This window comes from Wenyingzhuangia heitensis (genome assembly GCF_011762155.1).
Lineage (GTDB): Bacteria > Bacteroidota > Bacteroidia > Flavobacteriales > Flavobacteriaceae > Wenyingzhuangia > Wenyingzhuangia heitensis.
Genome location: NZ_JAASQL010000005.1, coordinates 63,692 through 86,241, shown reverse-complemented (window position 1 = coordinate 86,241; position 22,550 = coordinate 63,692). Strand labels below are relative to the sequence as shown.

General features: G+C 31.2%; 19 protein-coding genes. 5 read left to right on the top strand and 14 right to left on the bottom strand.

All coding sequences use genetic code 11. From position 1 onward, the window contains the following. Position 1 precedes the first annotated feature (1 nt). From FHR24_RS13625 to FHR24_RS13610, 4 genes are all read right to left on the bottom strand, one after another. Positions 2-742: a DUF2971 domain-containing protein gene (locus FHR24_RS13625; RefSeq protein ID WP_167190016.1), complete on the bottom strand. Its 741-nt coding sequence runs from the start codon at positions 740-742 to the stop codon at positions 2-4. Then, entirely contained in the window at positions 743-2,596 is a 1,854-nt protein-coding gene (locus FHR24_RS13620; RefSeq protein WP_167190013.1) for a DNA topoisomerase IV subunit B, read from the bottom strand. A gap of 108 nt (positions 2,597-2,704) precedes the next feature. Beyond that, positions 2,705-4,129 (bottom strand): hypothetical protein, encoded by a 1,425-nt coding sequence (locus tag FHR24_RS13615; protein ID WP_167190010.1) that lies wholly within the window; start codon positions 4,127-4,129, stop codon positions 2,705-2,707. Further along, positions 4,126-5,025, bottom strand: coding sequence for a DMT family transporter (locus tag FHR24_RS13610; protein WP_167190007.1), 900 nt, complete (start codon positions 5,023-5,025; stop codon positions 4,126-4,128). Before FHR24_RS13610 ends, FHR24_RS13615 begins: the two co-directional genes overlap by 4 nt. Positions 5,026-5,253: 228 nt before the next feature. Here FHR24_RS13610 and FHR24_RS13605 point away from each other — a divergent pair, with 228 nt between their 5' ends. After that, positions 5,254-6,327 (top strand): T9SS type A sorting domain-containing protein, encoded by a 1,074-nt coding sequence (locus tag FHR24_RS13605; protein ID WP_167190004.1) that lies wholly within the window; start codon positions 5,254-5,256, stop codon positions 6,325-6,327. 137 nt (positions 6,328-6,464) lie between these two features. Next, a complete protein-coding gene (locus FHR24_RS13600; protein WP_167190000.1) occupies positions 6,465-8,138 on the top strand; it encodes a sulfatase family protein in 1,674 nt (557 codons plus the stop codon). Positions 8,139-8,196: 58 nt separating this feature from the next. Here FHR24_RS13600 and FHR24_RS13595 read toward each other — a convergent pair whose 3' ends face one another. Continuing rightward, positions 8,197-9,054: an AraC family transcriptional regulator gene (locus FHR24_RS13595; RefSeq protein ID WP_167189997.1), complete on the bottom strand. Its 858-nt coding sequence runs from the start codon at positions 9,052-9,054 to the stop codon at positions 8,197-8,199. A 129-nt stretch (positions 9,055-9,183) separates the two neighbouring features. On the opposite strand from FHR24_RS13595, the gene FHR24_RS13590 reads away from it, so the two are divergent. Continuing rightward, positions 9,184-10,341 carry an MFS transporter gene (locus FHR24_RS13590; RefSeq protein WP_167189994.1) on the top strand — a complete coding sequence of 386 codons (1,158 nt, stop codon included), beginning with the start codon at positions 9,184-9,186 and terminating at the stop codon, positions 10,339-10,341. A gap of 153 nt (positions 10,342-10,494) precedes the next feature. Next, positions 10,495-12,339, top strand: coding sequence for a T9SS type A sorting domain-containing protein (locus tag FHR24_RS13585; protein WP_167189991.1), 1,845 nt, complete (start codon positions 10,495-10,497; stop codon positions 12,337-12,339). A gap of 50 nt (positions 12,340-12,389) precedes the next feature. On the opposite strand, the gene FHR24_RS13580 is transcribed toward FHR24_RS13585, so the two are convergent. Both FHR24_RS13580 and ychF read right to left on the bottom strand, forming a co-directional pair. Then, positions 12,390-12,842, bottom strand: coding sequence for a DUF1569 domain-containing protein (locus FHR24_RS13580; protein WP_167189988.1), 453 nt, complete (start codon positions 12,840-12,842; stop codon positions 12,390-12,392). Positions 12,843-12,995: 153 nt separating this feature from the next. Further along, a complete protein-coding gene (gene ychF / locus FHR24_RS13575) occupies positions 12,996-14,087 on the bottom strand; it encodes a redox-regulated ATPase YchF (RefSeq protein WP_167189985.1) in 1,092 nt (363 codons plus the stop codon). A gap of 154 nt (positions 14,088-14,241) precedes the next feature. Between ychF and FHR24_RS13570 the strand changes: the two genes are divergently transcribed. Then, positions 14,242-14,631 carry a DUF2721 domain-containing protein gene (locus tag FHR24_RS13570; protein ID WP_167189982.1) on the top strand — a complete coding sequence of 130 codons (390 nt, stop codon included), beginning with the start codon at positions 14,242-14,244 and terminating at the stop codon, positions 14,629-14,631. A gap of 200 nt (positions 14,632-14,831) precedes the next feature. On the opposite strand, the gene FHR24_RS13565 is transcribed toward FHR24_RS13570, so the two are convergent. From FHR24_RS13565 to FHR24_RS13535, 7 genes are read right to left on the bottom strand one after another with little or no spacing between them, the layout of a single operon-like run. Next, positions 14,832-16,136: a TRAP transporter large permease gene (locus FHR24_RS13565; RefSeq protein ID WP_167189979.1), complete on the bottom strand. Its 1,305-nt coding sequence runs from the start codon at positions 16,134-16,136 to the stop codon at positions 14,832-14,834. 2 nt (positions 16,137-16,138) lie between these two features. Continuing rightward, positions 16,139-16,639: a TRAP transporter small permease gene (locus tag FHR24_RS13560; protein WP_167189976.1), complete on the bottom strand. Its 501-nt coding sequence runs from the start codon at positions 16,637-16,639 to the stop codon at positions 16,139-16,141. A gap of 1 nt (position 16,640) precedes the next feature. Further along, complete coding sequence (locus tag FHR24_RS13555; RefSeq protein WP_167189973.1) at positions 16,641-17,606, bottom strand: TRAP transporter substrate-binding protein; 966 nt, start codon at positions 17,604-17,606, stop codon at positions 16,641-16,643. Between the two features lie 20 nt (positions 17,607-17,626). Next, entirely contained in the window at positions 17,627-19,039 is a 1,413-nt protein-coding gene (gene uxaC / locus FHR24_RS13550; RefSeq protein ID WP_167189970.1) for a glucuronate isomerase, read from the bottom strand. Then, positions 19,039-20,202: a mannonate dehydratase gene (gene uxuA / locus FHR24_RS13545; RefSeq protein WP_167189967.1), complete on the bottom strand. Its 1,164-nt coding sequence runs from the start codon at positions 20,200-20,202 to the stop codon at positions 19,039-19,041. Before uxuA ends, uxaC begins: the two co-directional genes overlap by 1 nt. Before the next feature lie 8 nt (positions 20,203-20,210). Further along, on the bottom strand, positions 20,211-21,626 hold the full coding sequence (locus FHR24_RS13540) for a sulfatase (RefSeq protein WP_167189964.1): 1,416 nt from the start codon (positions 21,624-21,626) through the stop codon (positions 20,211-20,213). Between the two features lie 14 nt (positions 21,627-21,640). Beyond that, positions 21,641-22,456, bottom strand: coding sequence for an SDR family oxidoreductase (locus tag FHR24_RS13535; RefSeq protein ID WP_167189961.1), 816 nt, complete (start codon positions 22,454-22,456; stop codon positions 21,641-21,643). Positions 22,457-22,550 lie beyond the last annotated feature (94 nt).

The window sequence follows — 22,550 nt, the reverse complement described above, 5'->3', positions numbered from 1 at the left end:
TTTATGATATGTCTTCTATGTTGATTAACTTCTTTTCTATTCTAAACTCGTTTTCTATCTCTTTCATTTGATAGAATTTTACGTGTTCATAACCGTAAAGTTGTAGTTCTTTTATTTTATTCTTTACTTTTTCTGAGGGCACTTTTAATCCGAAAATGATTTCTTTAACTACTTCGCTATTAAATTTTGAATATTCTGGCATATCTCTAGATACAATTCTTATTTCACCTTCATATTCCCAGTCATTACTTTTGGTATTTAACCAATAGTTAATTGCATCAATATTATTTTTCTTTTCCCCAAGATCATCAAAAGGCTTAGGTGTTATTATTGTTTCATAACTAACTTTACTAAATTCCGATTTATTTAATATCGTTGATACACCTATACAAACTCCCGTATGCTTTTGCCCGTAATGAGACCACATTAAAATATTTCTATAACATTTACTAAATGAAGTTATTCGAATTTGTTCTTTTAACCTCCTAAAAACCTCTGCATTTTCCTTCCTTAAAAACTTATCGGCTTCTTCATAATCAGTTTTAAAAAAACCTGAAAAACCTTGTTTTTCTCGAGAAACCTTTGCTTTTTGTTCAATCAAAACTTCATAACAATCAAAAGGATCATTAAAACTTGAAGGAGTAGAAAACTTAATGGTTTTATTTTTTAAAACCTTTTCTATTCCTGTTTCAAAATCTAGATATTTATAAACTACATCAGGTATGTTTTGATTATCTGTCATCTACTCCTCAATAATATCCAACTCGTACTTTAAATTGTCTATAATAAACTCTTGTCTGGTTGGTGTATTTTTTCCCATGTAAAATTCTAACATAGACTCTATAGATTGTTCTTTGTCTAACATTACAGGATCTAAACGAATGTTGTCTCCTATAAAATGTTGGAATTCATCTGGAGAAATTTCTCCCAATCCTTTAAATCGGGTAATCTCTGGTTTTCCTGATAATTTTGCCATGGCAGCTTGTCTTTCCTCTTCGGAATAACAATAAATAGTTTCTTTTTTATTACGTACTCTAAACAACGGAGTGTCTAAAATATACAAATGCCCTTCTTTTATCACTTCAGGAAAAAATTGCAAAAAGAACGTAATTAACAACAAGCGAATGTGCATCCCATCCACATCGGCATCGGTCGCAATAATTACATTGTTGTATCGTAAATTGTCTATTCCATCTTCTATATTTAAAGCGGCTTGTAATAAGTTGAATTCCTCATTCTCGTACACAATCTTTTTGGTCAATCCGTAGCAATTTAAAGGTTTCCCTTTTAAACTAAATACGGCTTGTGTGTTTACGTTTCTAGACTTGGTAATAGATCCACTTGCAGAATCTCCCTCGGTAATAAACAAAGAAGTATCTAAATGCCCTTCTTTTTTAGTGTCTGCCAAATGGATTCTACAATCACGTAATTTTTTATTGTGTACACTTGCTTTTTTAGCACGATCTCTAGCTATTTTACGAATTCCAGACAATTCTTTACGTTCCTTTTCCGCTTGCATTACTTTTCTCTGAATGGCTTCGGCAGTGGTAGGGTTTTTATGTAAATAGTTGTCTAAATTGGTTTTCACAAAATCGTTGATGTAGGTTCTAACCGTTGGTAAATCTCCTCCCATTTCTGTAGACCCCAGCTTTGTTTTGGTCTGACTTTCAAAAACAGGCTCCATCACCTTAATGGCAATTGCACTTACAATGGATTTACGAACATCTGAGGCTTCAAAATTCTTTCCAAAAAACTCTCTAATGGTTTTTACCACGGCCTCTCTAAACGCATTTTGATGTGTACCTCCTTGTGTGGTATGTTGTCCGTTTACAAAAGAATGGTATTCTTCGCTGTATTGCGTTTTACTATGTGTCATGGCAACTTCAATATCATCTCCTCTTAAGTGAATAATAGGATATGCCAAAGTATCTTCATGTATGTTTTCTTCTAACAAATCTTTCAATCCATTTTCCGAAATAAATTTTTCTCCATTAAAAACAATCGTCAAACCAGGGTTTAGGTACACGTAGTTTTTAATCATTTTTACAACATACTCACTACGGTATTTGTAGTTTACAAAAATAGAAGCATCGGGATGAAAAATAACTCTTGTTCCTCTTCTAATAGTAGTTGCTTCTAAAGGAGTTTGATGAATTAATTCTCCTTTTTCAAATTCGGCAGTCGTAGTTTGTCCATCACGAATAGATTGAATAGAAAAATTACTAGACAGTGCATTTACAGCTTTGGTACCTACTCCGTTTAATCCTACAGATTTTTTAAATGCACGAGAATCGTACTTACCACCTGTGTTCATTTTAGAAACTACATCTACTACTTTCCCTAAAGGAACTCCACGTCCGTAATCTCTAATTTTAACCACTTCTTCTTTTACAGAAATCTCAATGGTTTTTCCTGTACCCATTACAAACTCATCTATAGAGTTGTCTATCACTTCTTTAATCAGAATATAAATACCATCATCTTGAGATGATCCATCTCCTAGCTTTCCAATATACATCCCTGGTCGCATTCTAATATGCTCTTTCCAGTCTAACGATCGTATATTATCTTCCGTGTATTTAGTTTCTTCACTCATGAACAAAGTTCTGATTTTAGGTTATTGTTAAATTTATGACTTTATTAGACTTTATCAACAGTAGGCAATAAGTAATTATTAACAGGTTTTTAACGAAAAACTACGTGTTTATTCTATGCCTGGTGACTTATATAAACGTACAAAAACTCCATTTTTTTTATACTCTTTTATTAAAGTCCATTGATTTTGTAAAACAAATATTTCTTCATCTTTAGTTCTATTCTCTACATTAGAATGAACATAATATTTAAATTTAGAACTATCGGCATCCCCTATATAAACCTCACTGTTCTTCTCTTGTAAATATTCAATGTTTGCTTTTGGATTCCATGTTTTAGTTCCAATACTATCTAATGATATTTGATGATTTTTAACATATAAATGCATTTTTTTCTTCAAATCAAAATAATTTAAATAGGCCAAAGAACTATCCCATCCCTGAGAAATAGTTTCAGGATAAATCCAAAAATGACCACTTAATAAAGACCCTACAGACATCCAAAAACAAAGATATGTAAGTCTTTTTTTATGTAAAACATTAAAAATTACATTAACAAAAATAAGCAACCCTATTATATAAAGAATCATAAAATATCTATGACCTATAGGATTTGTCGATAGTAACATTATTGATACATTTATAACAAAAAAACACAACCAAAGTAGTACTAACTCTTTTGTTTTTTTATCTAAATGTTTCTTTTGTCTTATACAAAGCACAAAAGAGTAAAAAACAACAATCCAAAACAAAAATCTTCCATAATCTGCAAAAACTCTTATTGTGGCAATAATATTAATAAAAAAGTGTTTTACATCTACTAAACTTCTATGTTCTATAGCACTTGGTGATTTAATTATCCATCCTAAAACAGAGTATTGATAAAAAAGAAACAAAGCAAAACAACTAATGGGAAATATATAAGGATAAATATGTTTATGAATATTTTTTACCCCCTTATGTGTTCTTAAATATGAAATAATATCAAAGGCAAAAAAGCCCATATAAAAAAACATTCCTCTTAAATTACAAAACAATACTCCTGTAATAGCTAAACTATATAATAGTCTATTTTTTTTTATCAAATTATAAGCTGCTAAACACATCAACAGCATTAAAACATCATTATTAAGAATAGTTGTTTGTGCTAAATAGGTAGGCTCTATAAAAAGTATTAAATACCAATACCATGGTATATTTTTTATTTTATTGGTCGTTATTAAAAGGTGTATTTGATACACAACTCCTATATTTAATAACAATAATAACAGCCGGCTTACCAATAATGTCCTTCCGAAAATTTTCCAAGTAAAAGCTAATAACAAAGTCCAAAATGGAGGATGTCCTGAATTTATTTCTGTAGGGACCACCCAATTAGAAAAATTATGTTCATAAAACCATGTTGCTCTTTCTGATTTAGATAATGCATCCCAAAAAAAGGGAACATCATATGTAACTAAAAAACTAATCAATACTAAAAAGACTCCTATTAAAAAAATTTTATATTGATTTAGCAAACTTACTAATAAACTCATTTCACTTCTTTTTTAGAAACTATTCTAACTCCAACAATTACCACTACTACACCTATTGCTTGTACAAAAGTAATATTTTCTCCCAATACTAAAGTAGCTAAAGCTATTGTAAATACAGGTCCTATACTTCCTATAATTGCGAATTTTGACGACCCTAATTTTTGAATCGCAAATGAAACCAAATAAGAAGGTAATACCGTGCAGAAAAAAGCCATGGTTATTCCGTAAAAATAAACTTCTTTAGGATAATTTAAAACAGAAGTTCTGTCTGTAATTAAATAATGTATAAATACCGAAGAGCAAGCAATAATCATAGCTAAAGAAGTAAATCTTAACGTTCCAAATTTTGGAATTAGCCAACCACTTCCTACTAAATAAGAGGCATATGTTAACGCACTTATAAATATAAACGCAGCACCTAAAAATAAGTTTTCATTATGATCAATTTGCAGCTCTGAAGCAAACGTTATAAAAACTCCAAAATACGTAATTACAATTGCTACAATTTGCTGTTTGGTGATTTTTGTTTTTAAAAAAACAGCACCTATCAGCACTACTAAAGTAGGGTAGACAAACAAAATGATTCGTTCTAAACTTGCTGTTAAATATTTTAACCCATAAAAATCAAAAAAGCTAGCTACGTAATAACCAATAATTCCTAATAACAACAACCACACATAATGCTTCTTTTCTAAATCTTCTTTTTTCTCCTTTTTTTTCGCCAACAAAACCGCAATATAAAAAGGAATAGCAAACAACATTCTTAATAACAAAACATGAATAGTAGGTACATCAAATTGATACACTAATTTTACTATAATTGCTTTTGATGAAAACAAAAAAACTGCCAACAAGGCAATTAAAATCCCTTGTGTGTTTTGAGATATTTTTTTCATTATAATTTATGGATTTGTTCTCTTAGAAAAGATATTCAAAAGTAGATTTTTAAAAACGGCTATTCTTAAAAAAACAAAAAGAAAAATCAACTTAATAGTTAGGATATTGAAATGAAAAAAAAATATCCGTTTTAGATATTTGAGTTAGTCATTAAAACATAGCTCTCCCTTTGCAACCTCTTGTTTCTTTAATTTTGTACAGTACTAATTATTTAAACCAATATTATGATGAAAAAATTACTTTATGCTTTTACAGCATTATTTACAACCATAGCAATGGCTCAATCTACCACTATTAGCGCTGCTCCTGCAACCGCAGAAGCTGGAGAAACAATCACTATAAGTATTAGTTTTGACACAGGAAGTGCTGACCTAGCAACAAACGCCTATTACGAACTGAGAGATGTTACCGAAGATCCTGTTCAATGGAAAGCGGGTCAAAATCTTGCATTAGACACTCCTGTTGCAGTTGGTACTCACACCACAACAACGTTTACAATTCCTGCAACGGTAGATCCTACACACGATTTTTTATTGATTGCGAATTACAAAATAGGTGGTGCTTTTGGTATGGGTACTTCTCAAGCAATTGACATTACACCTGCTCCCGTAGCAGAATCTTGGTCTTTTGGAGAAGATTTAACATTTAATGCAGGAACTACTTTAGATGTACCTATTAAATATAGTTCTGATGAGGATATTGCAGCCGGAGGAATTAAATTTATTATTTGGACAGAAACAAGAGGGACTGTAAGTGAGGTAAACCTTTTCTCTGATATTTGGTATGGTGCATTTACAAACCCTAGCATATTGCCTGCAGGAACTAATGTAGAAACTACAATTACAATTACAGCTCCAAACGGAATGATCAATCCATCTACTAGTAAAACTTATTTATCATCTGACTTAACAACTTGGGATCCTAACGCGGGAGATGCTGGTAATAATTATGTAGACCACGCTACAACACCTGCACCTACTTATACATTTCAATTTAGAACAGCCTTAGGAACAGATGCTAGTTTTCAGGTAAAACCAGCTAGTGCAGATTTTACAGTTACAGAATCTTTAAGTTCTGCTGACTTTAAAAAATTAGATGCAGGTTTGTCTCCAAATCCGACTACAGGAATTATTAATATTGCTGATACAACAGGAATAAAATCTATTTCTATTTTAACGATTACAGGTCAGGTAGTAAAAACTTTTGAAGTTCAAAGCAGCATAGACATTTCTAGCTTATCTTCTGGAGTATATATTTTAATTACAGACAACGGAATGTATCAAAAAATCATCAAAGAATAATTCTATACACAACTAGACAAAAAGCGACCTTACTAGGTCGCTTTTTTTGTTTTTTAACGAAACGTTTTTGTAAAAAAGACATATGTTTCAGTCAAAACAAATCTATCTTAATACTTTTATGTTAAAATATTTTTAAAATGAATAGTAAATCTTTGTTACTAGGTTTGGCAGCTCTTGTTGCCATTTTTAGCCTAACGGAAAAAGTAAATGCACAAAAAAAGCCAAACATTCTTTACATTATGTCTGATGATCATACCTCTCAGGCATTTGGAATTTACGGAAGTAGATTGGCTACTTTAAACCCAACTCCAACCTTGGATAAAATTGCCAATGAAGGAATGATTTTTGACAATTGTTTTGTAACCAACTCTATTTGTACTCCAAGTAGAGCTAGTATTATTACAGGTCAATACAGTCAAAAAAACGGGGTATTAGATTTAGAAGGTGATGTAGAAACTGCGCATCATTATTTGCCACAAGAAATTAAAAAATTAGGATACCAAACAGCCTTGGTTGGTAAATGGCATTTAGGTAATAAACCAGATTTTGATTACTACAATGTATTTATGGAACACGGACAACAAGGTTCTTATTTTGATCCTAGTTTAACCGAAACTGGTATGAACTATGCTAAATATGGTTCTAAAGATTACGAAGGAAAAAAATACAAAGGACATAGTTCTGATATTATTACTGATATTACTTTAGATTGGTTAAAAAACAAAAGAGATAAAAACAAACCTTTCTTGTTAATGCACCAATTTAAAGCTCCACATGATGATTTTGAATATGCACCGCGTTATAAAGATTATTTAGAAGATACGTTTATTCCAGAACCTGCAAGTTTATACAACAACGGAAACAATGGTTCTATTGCAACTCGTGGTGAGGACGATAAATTAATTCACGAAATTGGTTCTTCTGTTTCTAAAAGAAACACAATTCGTCACATGGGTATGCGTATGTGGAGTAAAACATACACAAAAAACAACAACCCTAAGTTAGATATAGAATCTGCCAAATGGTTAGAGGGAAATAAATACATTCATGAAACTTATCAAGAATACTTAAAAAGATATTTACGTTGTGTAAAAGGTGTAGATGATAACGTAGCTAGAATTGTAGAATATCTTAAAAAAGAAGGATTGTACGACAACACTATTATTGTTTATACGGGTGATCAAGGATTTATGTTAGGTGAACATGATTACATTGATAAACGTTGGATGTATGAAGAATCTATGAGAATGCCTTTCTTTGTTAGATACCCTAAAAAAATAAAAGCAGGAACAAGAACCGATGCGATTATTAACAATACAGATTTTGCTCCTACATTAATTGATTTGGCTGGAGGAAAAGCTCCTAAAAAAATGCAAGGTCATAGTTTTGAATACATTCTTAAAAAAGAAGGAAAAGAACCTAAAGGATGGCAACAGTCTACTTATTACAGATATTGGATGCACATGGCACATGCACATGCAAATCCAGCGCATTTTGGAATTAGAACCAAACAATATAAGTTAATTTTCTTTTACGGAAAATACTGGGTAGATGTAAATAAACCTGGAGCCGAATGGAACAAAAAAAGTTGGGGTAATCGTTTTACAATGGATACTCCTGTTGCTTGGGAATTTTATGATTTAGGTGTAGATCCTAAAGAAATGAATAACGCTTACAACGATCCTAAGTACAAAGAAATTATTGCTGATTTAAAAGAGCAATTAAAAACAAAAAGAAAAGAATTAAATGAAGATGATGGTGATAAATTCCCTCACATTCAAAAAGTAATAGATCAACATTGGAACGATTAATTTCTTTTAAAATTTTTACCACAAAAAAGAGCATTATTTTTAATAATGCTCTTTTTTATTATTCGTCTAATTGAGATAATTTTCTGTAATTGCTTGGTGATTGATTCGTTATTTTTTTAAACTGCTTTGAAAAATATGAAAAATTAGTAAAACCACATAAATACATAATCTCCGATATATTTTTAGTGGTTGTTTCTAATAGATAAATAGCATTATTCACCCTAAATTCATTTAAAAACTGGAGAAATGATTGAGAACTAATTTTTTTAAAATATCTACAAAAAGAATTGGGCGTTAGGTTAAAATAAACAGCAATGTCTTTAGTACTTATATTATTTTGAAAATTGGCATTTATGTACTCTAAAATCTCTATCATTTTTTTAGAATACCCTTCAGTAATTTTACCTCCGTTAGACAAAAGCGATATACAAGTATTCCTTTTAGACATCGTTGATAAAATGGAAAATAAAGAAATTAATTGTTCAGAAGCATCCTGTTTGATCATTTTTTCAAAAACAACACCTAATTCTTCTTTTATCTCATGATTAAAAATTAATACACGATTGGCTTCTTTTATTCTTTTTAGAACAGAACTAAACTCAGGAAACACTTGCAATTGATTATTTACTAAAAATTCATTAAAATGAATTACAATCTCAAAATTATCATTTAATGCTTTTCTTAGCAATCCGTAATGAGGAATGTAAGGTCCTAAAAACATTAAAACCCCATCTCTATAATCTATTTCTTGATGAGCTATTTTTATTGTTCCTTTTCCTTTTTTTAAATAAACAATCTCATAATCAGTATGAAGATGTAATTCCACATGAGGACATAAAGAAGATTCATCAAAACGTTTTACGGTAAATGAGCTGTATTTATTTTTTTGGTGATGTACTTCTAAAACATTTTTCATAACACAAAACTAACCTAATAATTATTACAAAGATATTTAAAGAATAAAACATGTTAATACCTGCATATATTACTTAATTAACTTTTATAAATATTTTCTTCATTTGCATTGTATTTAATTCAATCAAAAATGAAATCTTTAAAAATTATTTTTTCACATTTTAACTTTTTTTCTCCTATTTGGGTGTTTACATCTTTAAATATTTTAATTGGTACATGGGTTTTGTATATCCCCTCTGTAAAAGAAAAATTAAATTTAAACGATTCAGAAATTGGAATTGCACTTTTTTGCTATGCTTTAGGAATCTTGTCTGCCTTACCAATTGTTCCGATTCTTAGTGCCAAATTAGGCTTAGGAAAAATTACAAAATATGGAATTTCACTATTAGCTATTTCTTTTTTACTACCTCTTTTAGCATCTCATTTTTTAGATTTATGTATAAGCCTGTTTGTGGTTGGGCTATTTTCTGGAACGACAGATGTTGCGGTAAATGCTTTAGTTTCTAAAATTGAACAAGACGAAAAAAAATCTATTATGTCTGTTGCTCATGGTTTTTTTAGTTTGGGTGGAGTTATAGGAGGGGCTTTAGGTAGTGTTATTATTGTATTTAATATTACACCTAAAATTCACATGTTAGCTATAGCAATATTTATTATTATTAGTAATTTAATTCTATCTAAACATTACAAAAACACAATAGAAGTAAAACTAAATACTAAAAAAACTAAACCAAGTATAAAAAAACTAGTCCCTTTATTAGGTTTAGGTTTTATAGCCTTTGCCATGATGTCTAGTGAGGGTGCTATAGAACATTGGAGTAATTTGTATTTTTTAGAAATTGTAAAAATCACCTCTAAAAACACTGCTGCTTATGGTTTTATTGCATTCTCTATAGCAATGACCTTAGGTCGATTTTTTGGAGATGGTATTAGTGATAAATTTGGTTCTTATAAAATAATTATAGCAGGATGCGTACTTGCAATAATTGCTTATTTATTTATTTTAAAAGCCACTCTATCTATCTCTATTTTTGGTTTTGCATTGCTAGGAATAGGATTGTCTGTAATGATTCCCGAACTATTAAGACTTGCGGGAAAAACAAAAGGAATTATCCCCTCTAAAAGTATCTCTTTTGTTGCAGGAATTGGCTTTATGGGTTTTTTAATTGGTCCTGTTGCTATTGGTTTTATTTCTAATCACTCTAGTTTAAAAACAAGTTTTATATTTCTTGCGCTGGTTATTTTTCTAGCGTTATGTGTTGTAGTTTATAAAAAAAAACAAGCTTAACGCATACAAACGCTCACTAAGACTACTCAAAAACTATTAATACACTAATAAAACCACTACAAAAATGTTTTATTCTCACAAAAAACTCATTTGTTCTATCAATTAATTCAATTCAAAAATAAGTTTACCGATACTAATCAAATAAATATTATCATGAAAACTTATTTACTTAATGTAAGAATTACTTTTTTTATGTTTTTAACAGGGCTTTTGCTCTCTTTTCAAAATACCCATGCTCAAACATCATTAACAGCAGATACTGCTAGTGAAATTATCAGCATGATTAACGACACAAGTATTGATACCTTAAAAATTAAAGCAGGAACTTATTTATTTACAGCTCCCATTGATATTACAAGATCTAACTTAGTTGTTATTGGTCTAGGAGATGCAAGAACTAATACCGTTTTAAAATTATCTGCAGAATCTAAGGGATTAATTAGAGCATACGGAGAAAACATCAAAATGGTAAATTTAACCTTAAACGCTAACAATTATTTAAAAGCATATGACAATAGTATCTTTGTATTTTCTCCTACCAAAGATTCTAATGATAATGTTACCAAAGTTAGTAAGAACCATAAGTTTGATAATGTATTGTTTAAAAAATCAAACCAAAAAGGGATTGCTGGTCCTGCAGGTTTTGCAACTCATGGCCTAGAAGTTCTAAACTCTCAGTTTGAAGGAATTGCTGATATTTGTATTTTAATATTAAATAGAAATACAGCCAAAAGAGGGAAGGTAATTACCACTGTAGATAAGTTTGTAGTAGACAACTGTATTTTTAAAACAGGTTATGAAAGAGGAGTTATTGCAGATTGTGGTAACGATAGAGAAACAACAGGAGTTGTAGACGGTAAAGATGTAGGTACTCGAATTACAACAAGCACTAGTTTAAATGGATCTACAGTAAAGAACTGTACATTTGAAAAAGCAGCATCTTTTCATATTGGTGGCGTACAAATTAGTGACTATAATATTAGACACAATCAATTTGATGGAATGTCCGGAACTGAAGGATATGGTCAAGCTATACATTTTGAACAATTTGTTAGAAATGTAGAAATATATAATAATTCTTTTTCTATGAATCCCACAGGAACTAGCACCTATCAATATATATCTCTAGCAGGAACTGAAGGTCATAAGCGTGTTTCTCAACAAGAAGCAAGTAACACTTATCCAAGCTGGACCTATTGGATTGATGGTGGTAGCGAAAGACGAGCCTATACAGATTGTATTTCTGAAGCAGATCAAACTACAACCTCTTACAAATACGATGATGTTAACTTTGCACCAGGAAAAGACTGTAAAAGAGATGTACACGACTATGGACCTAGACAAATTTACATTGCTGGTAATACTTTTAACTCTTCTACAAGCCTAAGTTCTTTTATTAGTATTGATGAAGGAGAACAAATTTTTATAGGTGCTAGAAGAGACGAAAGTAATGTTGACAATACTTTTTTAGGAAGTACTGTTAATAATAAAGACAATGCTAAAATTTTCTTAGAAGGTTATGATGAAGGAACTTGTAATGCATGGATTAAAAATGGACAAGGTATAACTTCGTCTGAAATATATGAACCTACGCATGATGTATATACATCTTTATGTAGAGAGGTACTAGTAGATGGTTCAAATGTTAACAAAAACCGTAAAGCTGCAAGTTCAATTTCTGGTGATGCTTTTTCTCGTCTTTCTATTGCAAATGTAAAAATGACCGAAGAAATTTTAAAATACAACAGCAGTTTAAACACTTTTCAAAACACAGTTATATCTCCTAACCCAGCAAATGATGTTATTACAATTACTAACAATTCTGCTATTCAAAATATTACCATTACCAACGTATCTGGAACTATTTTAAAAGATAATTCTTATGGTGGAGAAAAAAATATTTCAATTTCTATTCACAACCTTCACCCTGGAATGTATTTAGTTATTATTACTGGAACAGATGGAAGTAAAGTGATTAAAAAACTAATTAAAAACTAAAACTTCTAAACAAAAACGAGAGCCAATTGGCTCTCGTTTATTATTATTTTTCACGCACCAAACTGAGTTAAATGATGGTTTAAATGTTTTGAAAACATATTGTTCCATTCTGTTTTTGTTAAAACACCAAAAGAAACAGATTCTTTTCCATCAAAATGATTTTCTCCTAATTGCTCTGTTTTGTGAATATAAGCAATCAGTCTTTGCTTTTCTGTATCAAATTTCTTGGCATCTACAATTATAAACTCTGGTGCTGTTTGACTGTTCTTTTTGTAAGGCTTGTTACCTACAACAATTCCTTTTACAAATAATTTTAACAACATTTTTTTAACTCCTTTTGGTTTTGGATGAATGTTATCATAAACAAACTCATACGTAACATTACAGTGTGCAAGCATCTGAGCTACACTCATCTTCCCCCAGTTTGGTTGACTCTCTGTTGTTAATTTTTCAATACGCTTTATAAATTCAGCTGTATCATTAGCATTAAATACATTTTTCATAAGTTGTTGTTTCTTGGTTCTTTTTGCTAAATATATTCCTTACTACTGATATTCAATAATTTATAATTGTTATTTTTTAATTAAATAATTTACTTCTTATAAACAAAAAAGAGAGCCAATTGGCTCTCTTTTTTGTGCTGTTCTATTACAAGATTAGACGTTAAATCTAAAGTTCATCATGTCTCCATCTTGTACAATGTATTCTTTACCTTCTACAGATAATTTCCCTGCTTCTTTTACTTTCGCTTCACTCCCTAACTCAACATAGGTATCGTACTTAATTACCTCTGCACGAATAAATCCTTTTTCAAAATCTGTATGGATTACTCCTGCAGCCTGTGGTGCTGTATCTCCAATATTTATGGTCCAAGCTCTTACTTCTTTTACTCCTGCAGTAAAGTAAGTTTGTAAGTTTAATAATTTGTATGCAGAACGAATTAATTTAGCAGCTCCTGGCTCATCTAAACCAACATCTGATAAAAACTCCTTACGCTCTTCGTAACTTTCTAATTCATTAATATCTGCTTCTGTTCCTACTGCCAATACCAAAACCTCAGCATTTTCATCTTTTACAGCTTCTTTTACCAACTCAACATATTCATTACCACTTACAGCAGCTTCTTCATCCACATTACAAACATACATTACAGGTTTAATAGTAATAAACTGTAAAGGTTTTACAAACTCTAATTCTTTTTCTGTAAACTCTAAAGCACGTACAGAAACTCCTGTTTCTAAAGAATTTTTAATTCTGTCTAAAACATCAAATTCAGCTTGTGCTTCTTTGTTTCCTGTTTTAGCTAATTTTTTAACTCTTTCTAAACGTTTTTCAACCGTTTCTAAATCTTTTAATTGCAATTCAATATCAATAGTTTCTTTATCTCTAATTGGATTGATAGAACCATCAACGTGAATAATATTATCATCATTAAAACAACGCAATACATGTAAAATTGCATCTGTTTCTCTAATATTTGCTAAAAACTGATTTCCTAAACCTTCTCCTTTACTAGCTCCTTTTACCAAACCAGCAATATCAACAATCTCTACAGTTGCAGGGACTACTCTTTCTGGAACTACCAATTCTTCTAATTTTTCTAATCTTGGATCTGGAACATTTACCACTCCAATGTTAGGTTCTATAGTACAGAACGGAAAGTTTGCACTTTGAGCCTTTGCATTAGACAAACAATTAAATAAAGTTGATTTCCCTACGTTTGGTAATCCTACAATACCTGCTTTCATGAGTTATTTATTTTAAGAAGTGGCAAAGATACAATCTATAATCCAAATTTTGAAACTATTAGACCTGCTAAAACCCGAAACATAGATTTTTTTAAACACTCTGTAATCTATTAGATTCTTTGTACTTTTAAGGATCAATTTTAAGAGACCTTCCATGAACTTAACCATGAGCATTCCTGCCCTTTTATTTCCTGCTATTTCTTTAACCATGCTAGCCTACAATGCCAGATATTTGGCTATTGCAGCTTTAGTAAGGCAATTGCACAAAGAATACAAAACCTCTCATGAAAAAAACATTGGTGTGCAAATTAAAATATTAAGCAGACGGTTAACTTTAATTAGAGCTACCCAAGGTTTTGCTATTTTAAGCTTTATGGGAGCTGTTTTAACTATGCTATTATTATTTTTAGAAATGATTTTTACGGCTGACGTTATTTTTATCATCAGTCTGAGTTCTATGATGATTTCTTTGATTTTATTATTGATAGAAATTCAAGTATCTACCAAAGCGTTGCAAGTACAGTTAAAGGATATTAAAATTTAATTATTTATACACTCATTCATCGAGAAAAATTGAGATGTAAACTTATGAATGACCTAGTGTACATTTACTGAGTTTGAATGTACCTTAAGATGAATTTAAATAAAAACTAAAGCGAACTAACAATTCTGTCAGTTCGCTTTCTTTTTATTATTATTTTTTCTGTGGTTAATCTATAACTAATTACACAAAAAACTCAAATTCTATTTCCCAAACAAATTTGGTAAGAACATACTAATTCCCGGAATAAAAGTTACCAAAAGCAGTACAAATACCATTACCGCCAAGAACGGCAATAACGGTTTAATCACTTTACTTACTTCTACTCCTGCAACTCCACTACCAATAAACAATAAAGTTCCTACTGGCGGAGTACACAAACCAATACAAAGGTTTAACACCATTACAATACCAAAATGCACAGGATCCATTCCTATTTGTGTAACAATTGGTAAAAAAATAGGAGTAAAAATTAATACAGCTGGAGTCATGTCCATAAACGTTCCTACAATTAATAAGGTAATATTTATGGCTAATAACATAAATATAGGACTGTCAAAATTAGACAGCATAAAACCAGAAATCATTTGTGGTATTTCATTATAAGCAAACAACCAAGACAAAGCCATAGAAGTACTAATTAAAAACATAACCACTGCTACTGTTTTAGAACTTTTTACAATTACAGCACCTAAATCTTTTACCTTTATTTCCTGATAAACAAAACTTAAAACCAATGCATATACTACTGCAATTACTGCTCCTTCTGTTGCTGTAAAAACTCCAAATACAATTCCTCCAACAACTACAATAATCATCAAAATACTTAAAACTGCTCTTCTAAAATCGTTCCATAATTGTTTAAAAGGAACACGTTCTTCTTTAGGAAATTTTCTTTTTACAGCAACTATTGCTGCCCATGTAATAAAAGCCAATCCTAATAAAATCCCTGGTAAATAACCTGCTAAAAACAAAGCCTCTACAGATGCTGCTCCTGCACTTGCCAACGCAAAAACAATTAAAACATTACTTGGTGGAATAATTAATCCAACGGTAGATGATGTAATATTTAATGATGCGCTAAAAGGTTTGGGATAATTTTCTTTTTCCATTCTTTTGGCTAAAATTCCTCCAATGGCAGAGGCTGATGCTGCTGCTGAACCAGAAACAGCTCCAAAAAACATAGCTGATATAATATTTACATACAACAATCCTCCAGGAAAGCTTCCTACCAAAGATTTTGAGAAGTTAACCAATCTATTAGCTATTCCTCCACTATTCATTATATCTCCCGCCAAAATAAAAAACGGAATGGCTAACAAAGCAAAACTATCTATTCCTGTAGTCATTTGTTGCATAATAGTAGTTACCGCTGGTAACCATGGTAAACTAATTAACAAAGTAACTGTAGTCGCAATTCCCACACTATAAGAAACTGGAACTTTTAACAATAACAAGGCAAATAAAATCACAAAAAGAGTGATGACTCCAATAACTGCTATACTCATAATTAAACTATTTTATTTGTAGAGATTCCTTCTTTATGATCTCTTCTATAATTAATAATGTGATACAAACTAAAAAACAAAATGATGATTCCACATACAGGTACAATACTGTACACATACCCTATAGGAACTCCCAAAGAAGGAGACAATTGCCCTAGTTTTAATGTGATATTTACCAAATTAATTCCGCCAAAAACCATAACTGCCAAAGCAAAAGACATAATACTTAATTCAATAAACAGACTTAAAATATACTTTCCTTTAATGCTAAATTTTTCATAAAAATAATCAATAGCCATTTGCCCTTTGTAACTTCTAGAATATGCTGTTGCTATAACAGCTAACCATATCAATAAAAACCTAGATAGCTCTTCTGTAAAACCAGAACTTATTTTTGCATAACGAGCAATAACTTGCCAAACCACATCTACAACCAGCACTATAAATATTACAATTAATAGTAACTCTAGTACCTTTTTAATTCCTTTAAATAACTGCTCCATCTTATTTTGTATTTTGAATTGCCTCTACCAAATTCCCAAAAGATTTATTTTTAAATTCTTCTATAATAGATTTTGTTTGATCTCTAAAAGGTGTTTTGTCCGGTCTATAAATTTGGACTCCTGCTTCTTTTAAAACCTTTAATCCTTCGTTTACAGAATTTTCCCAAAACTTCTTTTGTGCTTGAGCAGATGTTTTTGCAGCACTGTAAACCCATTCTTTTTCCTGATTCGTAAGCCTATTTAAAGTTTTGGTTCCCATAATTAATACATCTGGTATATAAGTATGTTCATCATAACTATAGTATTTACAAACTTCAAAATGACGTGATGTAACAAAAGACGGAATGTTGTTTTCTGCACCATCAACTACTCCTTGTTGCAAAGCAGTATACAACTCTCCGTAAGCCATTGGTGTTGGAGATCCTCCCAAAGCACTTACCATTTTAACCGCAGTTGGATCATTCATTACACGAATTTTTAATCCTTTTACATCTTCGGCAGATTCTATAGGTTTGCTGGTTGTATAAAAACTTCTGCTTCCTGCATCGTAAAAACACAAACCTCTTAACCATCTATCATCTCCTTTTTGCAGTAATGTTTTTCCTATTTCTCCTTCCAAAACTTTAAAGCAATGTTCTTTGTCTCTAAAAATATAAGGAATACTTACCGCTCCATATTCGGGCACAAAATTTGCCATGGTGGCAGCACTAACTTTGGTCATAGAAATACTTCCTATTTGTAATAATTCTAATGCCTCACGCTCATCTCCTAATTGTCCATCAGGATAAATTTTGACGTCTAGCTTTCCTTTTGATAACTTTTTTAACTCTTGCTGAAACACAACAATTCCTTTATGAACAGGGTGTGATATAGGCAAACTATGTGCTAGTGTTAATGTTTTTTCTTGGGTAGTTTTACTACAAGAAAGACACAACAAAGCAATAAAAGCATAAGAAAATATTTTCATATTGATTTTTTGTAAAATGATTAAAATTTAAAATAGTTTAAGGCATTATAGTAACAAATATCCTCTACCATTTTTCCTAAAAAACTAAGATCGTTAGGAATTTCTCCATTTTCTACGTCTCTTCCTATTTCGTTACACAAAATTCTTCTAAAATATTCGTGCCTTGGAAAAGACATAAAACTACGACTGTCTGTTAACATTCCCACAAAACGACTTAACAGACCAATATTAGATAAGGTTTGTAGTTGTTTTTCCATTCCATCTTTTTGATCTAAAAACCACCAAGCAGAACCCCATTGCATTTTTCCTGGAGTATTCCCACTATAATTCCCCATCATAGTTGCAAAAACTTCGTTCTCAGCAGGGTTTAAATTATAGGTAATGGTTTTTGCTAATTTTTCATCACTATCTAATTTGTTAAATAGTTTAGACATTTGATGAGCATACACATCATCAGAAACAGAATCACAACCTACATCTGCTCCTAAGTTGCGCATTAAACGATCGTTGTTATTTCTAACAGATCCTAAATGATATTGTTGAGCCCAATCTTTTGCATGATACATAGTTGCTAATTGATACAATACATAAGAGCTGTAATGCACTATTTCTTCTTCTGAAATAGATTTTCCATGTAACACCTTTACAAACGCATCGTTTGCTATTTCATCAGAAAAAGTATCAAAAATTAAAGGCCCTGCAACTCCAAAATCAGACAAACGACATCCTAAACTTGCAAAAAAGTCTACACGTTGTTGCAACGCAGCCATCAAGCTTTTTAAATCTGTAATTGCTATTTCAGATCTGTCTGCCAATTTCTGGATGTATTCTACAAACCCCGTTGCTTTAATACTAAAAACTGCATCAGGTCTAAAGGTAGGTAATACCTTAATTTTAAAGTCTCCTTCTGCTATTTGTTGATGCCATTTTAAATCATCAATCGGATCATCTGTAGTACAAACCACTTCTACATTTGCCTCTAACAACAATTGTTCTGGAGTGGTATTCTGTAATTTTTTAGAGGCTTTATCGTAAATTTCTTTACATGTACTTGGTTGCAAAATATCTGTAATTCCAAAATATTTTTTCAACTCCATATGTGTCCAGTGAAACAATGGGTTTCTTACCGTATAAGGAACTGTTTCTGCCCATTTCTCAAACTTTTCATAAGAGGTTGTTGTGTTTCCTGTAATGTATTTTTCATCAATACCATTGGCTCTCATTGCTCTCCATTTGTAATGGTCCCCAGATAGCCAAACTTCTGTAATATCTTTAAAACACTCATTTTTTGCAATCTTTTCTGGCAATAAATGATTGTGATAATCTATAATAGGCATTTTTTCTGCATGGTTATGATATAGTTTTTTTGCTGTTTCTGTTTGCAACAAAAAATCTTCTGTCATAAAATTGTTGTCTTTTTTAATTCCTCCCATTATAATAAACTTCTTTTAATTCCTAATTCTAAACCTCTTAACTCTGCCAATCCTTTTAACCTACCTAACGCTGTATAACCACAATAAGCGTTACTATTGGTTAAATCATCTATTATTTGATGTCCATGATCTGGTCGCATCGGTATTTCTATTCCTCTTTGTTTTTCTATTTTTGCAACTGCTTTTACCACCTCATACATATCACTAGAACCTCCTAAATGTTCATCTTCAAAAAAACTTCCATCAGCTTCTCTACGTACATTTCTTAAATGTAAAAAGTGAATTCTATCTGCAAATTTTTCAATCAACTTAGGCAAATCATTATTTGGATTGGCTCCCAAAGAACCTGTACAAAATGTGATTCCGTTAGAAGGGCTATCTACAAAACCAACCAAATCTTCTAAATCTTTTTCTGATTTTATAATACGTGGCAATCCTAAAATATCCATTGGAGGATCATCTGGATGAATGGCCATTACAACACCGTTCTCTTCGGCTACAGGAATAACTTCATTTAAAAAGAATGATAAATTATTCTTTAAATCTTGATGAGACATTCCATCGTATTGAGCAATCATTTCTTTAAAGTCTTCCATAGACAAATCATCAACAGTACCTGGCAATCCTTTTAAAATACAATCAGACAAACGTATTTTTTCTGTTGACGACATTTGTTCAAAAGCAAGTTTTGCTTTTTTTAAAACCGCTTCAGTATAATCCTTTTCAGCTCCTTTTCTTTCCATCAAATAGATTTCAAAAACAGCCATTTCAACTTTATCAAAACGCAAAGCTGTGGCTCCATTTTTTAAGGGCCAAAACAATTGAGTACGAGTCCAATCTAACACAGGCATAAAATTGTAACACACGTTTTTAACACCACAAGCTGCTACATTTTTAATGCTTTGTTTATAGTTTTCTATACGTTGTAAATAATCTCCTTTTTGTAATTTAATATTTTCGTGAACAGGAATACTCTCTATAAAAGACCAAGTTAAACCAGCCTTTTCTATCATTGTTTTCACTTTCATGATTTCTTCTACCTTCCAAACTTCACCATTTTGTACATGATGCAATGCTGTAACTACTCCTGTTGCTCCGGCTTGTGCTATATGAGATAACTGAACTGAATCTGTTACTCCAAACCATCTAAATGTCTGTATCATTTTTTGTATTATGATTTATGCTTTAATTCTTTTTCCTTTATTAATACGCTTAACTGTTTAATTAACTCAGGATGTTTTGTAGCTATATTTTTAGTTTCATAAGGATCTTTATGATGATCGTATAATTCTTCTCCTTTTTTAGAAACAGTATATCTGTACCTATCTGTTCTAATCGTTTTTGATCCTCCTTTATAACTATAGGCTATATGTCCTTTTTCTTTTCTATTTTTTAACAATGGTTTTAAAGAAACACCATCTGCAAAATTTGGAATTGGTAAATCTGTTAAATCACATAGAGTTGGAAATATATCTACCGTTTCTACAATTGCATTTGTTCCTTTTCCTTTTTTCTTAATGGATTTATCTACAATAATTAAAGGAGATTGTAAAGCTTCTTCAAACAAGCTATGTTTTCCCCATATACCATGATCTCCCAAACTCCATCCATGATCTCCCCACAACACTATAATTGTGTTTTTATCCAGACCTGTTTCTTTTAATTTAGCAACAACCTTTCCCACTTGTGTATCTGCATAACTAACACAAGCTGCATAATGCTTTTTTACTTCCTTAGCAAAATTTTCATCCTTTCTTGGATCCTTATGCAATCGATTGTATTTTAAAAACTCATTCGATCCGTGCCATGTTGAATTCCAATTTGGTTTTGTCGGAAATGGAGCTTCGGGAATCTCAACTCCGTGGTAAATATCGTAATATTTTTTGGGAGCACCAAAAGGTAAATGTGGTTTGATAAATCCCACAGCGAAAAAAAAGGGTTTATTCTCTTTTTTTAAATCCTCTAATTGAGACAAAGCAACGTTGGTAATATGTCCATCAGGATAAAGAGTATCCTCTCCTTCTACAGTTTGAAAAACGTCCATTTCATTAGCTTTTTCTCTAATTTCTCCATTTGCTAATCCATGCATTACTCCTCTTGGGTGTTGCCATTCTTTAACAGGAATTAAACTCTTGTCCCAAGCATTTGGCATTTCTATAACATTAGGATCATTCCAATCTGATCCTCCTAATCCTCCTGGGTGATGAGAAACTTTACCTAAAGAAATTGTAGTGTATCCATTTTTTTTAAACCACTCTGGCATACTTAAATTTACCTTTTCTCCTTTTTTTAATTTATTAGCTCTCTTAAAAATGGCATCATTACTAGGTGTTCCGTAGGTTCCTGTTAGCATAGTGTATCTTGATGGACCACAACTAGGGGCATTTACATAATGACTGTAAAAAGCTCTTCCTTTTTTTGCCAATGCATCAATATTTGGAGAAACAATATAATCTACTCCAAAAGACTTTAACTCTGGACGTAAATCGTCCACACAAATTAGCAACACATTCTTCTTTTGTTGTGCAAAAGAATTACACAAGAAAAATGCAGATACTAATGCAATTCCTATTCTAAAATATTTCATATAAAATTGATTAATTAAACACCACTAAAAGCACTAAAACCTCCATCAATTGGTACTACAATACCTGTAACAAAACTTGATGCATCACTTAGCAACCATTGTACTGTTCCGTTTAATTCTTCTGACTCTCCAAAACGTTTCATTGGAGTATTACTAATAATGGTATTTCCTCTATCTGTGTAAGAACCGTCTTCATTAGTTAACAAACGTAAATTTTGCTTTCCAATAAAAAATCCTGGAGCAATAGCATTAACTCTTATTTTCCCTCCAAACTTTAGAGCAAACTCTGTAGCCAACCATTTTGTAAAACTGTCAATAGCTGCTTTGGATGCGGAATAACCTATTACTCTTGTAATAGCCTGTGCTGCTGCCATAGAAGAAACATTAATGATACTTCCTTTTCCGTTAGCAACAATTTCTTTTCCAAAAACTAAAGAAGGTAATACGGATCCGTCTAAATTTAGTTCAGATACTTTTCTAAAGTCTTCCATTTTTAAATCGAAGAAATTCTTATCTGGACCAATAGTAGCTCCTGGCATATTTCCTCCTGCTGCATTAATTAATGCATCAATTTTTTTCCATTTTGCAATAACCTTGTCTTTAACATCTATCAACGAGGTTTCGTTTAAAACATCACAAGCAAAACCTAATACATTGCTACTTATTTTTTGTAGTTCTGTTAATTTTGCTGCAACTGTGTGTTCACTTCGACTAATAATAACAATTTTGGCTCCTTCTTTTAGTAAACAAGCTGCAATGCTTCCTCCTAAAACTCCTGCTCCACCAGTAACTATAATTACTTGATTTTTTATATTAAATAATTGTGACATTCTACTTTCTATATTACGTGTACGAACACGAAATTAATCATTTATTTAAATAATAATGAATATTTCATATATTTATTTACTTTACTTTTGTTAA